1 protein-coding gene is annotated in these 881 nt (G+C 32.0%); it reads right to left on the bottom strand.

Features of this window, described 5'->3' with window-relative positions:
* Positions 1-341: 341 nt before the first annotated feature.
* A partial coding sequence (locus A9996_RS19395; RefSeq protein ID WP_211272680.1) for a hypothetical protein occupies positions 342-881 on the bottom strand: 540 nt, incomplete at its 5' end.

Here is an 881-nt window from a genome sequence, read left to right as displayed (position 1 = left end):
TTTTTTTTTATTTTTTTCGGTCTAGTTTTTCAATTCCAGCCGATTTTTTTTCATATGGTTGCCAACGTTGATGTGTATGAGCCGTTGCGTGTCTCACACACGAAACATTAAAAGTACAAAACTCCGCTGGAAAATTCCCAAGAATTTTCCAGATTAGCACAGACCCAGCAATGGCTTATACACGGTGTTGCCCACTGGCCTTTTCCTTATTCATATTCCGATATATCTGGTTAAAAAGTTCCTCAATATTGTCAAAGGTCAATTTACAATAATCCTCCGTAATGCTTACAGAATATTCTTCGTCGGTAAATTCGGCTAAAATTATTCCTTCGTATTTTTTACTATATATTAACCAAATTCAGGTTTGATTTTTTTAAAATTCCGTCAGTATGAACAAGCATATTTCTGACCTTGTTAAATTCTGTCAATTTATTCCAATTGTCCGTTTCAAATGGAATTCTAATTCCGCAAACTTTTTTTAAATATAACGAACTTTTAAAAATTCCATTACCGCTCATGTCTTTAAGCTCCAATTCGTAATTATTGGATTTTTTTAAGTTTCCGCAAATTTGATTTAATGCACTTTCCATTTGGAAATAAAGACTTAACAACAATGATTTCCATAAAATGAACGGAAAGAAACTCCCGAAATTTTCCGCTATTCCAAATCGTTCGTCAGTTGGTGTTAAATCTTTGAGATTTGCGTGTGCTTCTACTTTTTCAGTCAGATATTTTTCTGTTTCTTCAATTAATTGTCGAAAATTATATAATTCATCAAATAATCCATGATTGAAGAAAAAATGATAAGTAAAACTATCATCGATTTGTTTTTTCATTTCCTCATCTTCTAACATAGACTGATGTTTTTTTGGCTTGTGGGC

This window comes from Gelidibacter algens, from assembly GCF_001678675.1.
Classification (GTDB): domain Bacteria; phylum Bacteroidota; class Bacteroidia; order Flavobacteriales; family Flavobacteriaceae; genus Gelidibacter; species Gelidibacter algens.
The sequence above is the reverse complement of the archived record's forward strand: the minus strand, read 5'-3'. Positions and strand labels throughout refer to the sequence as shown.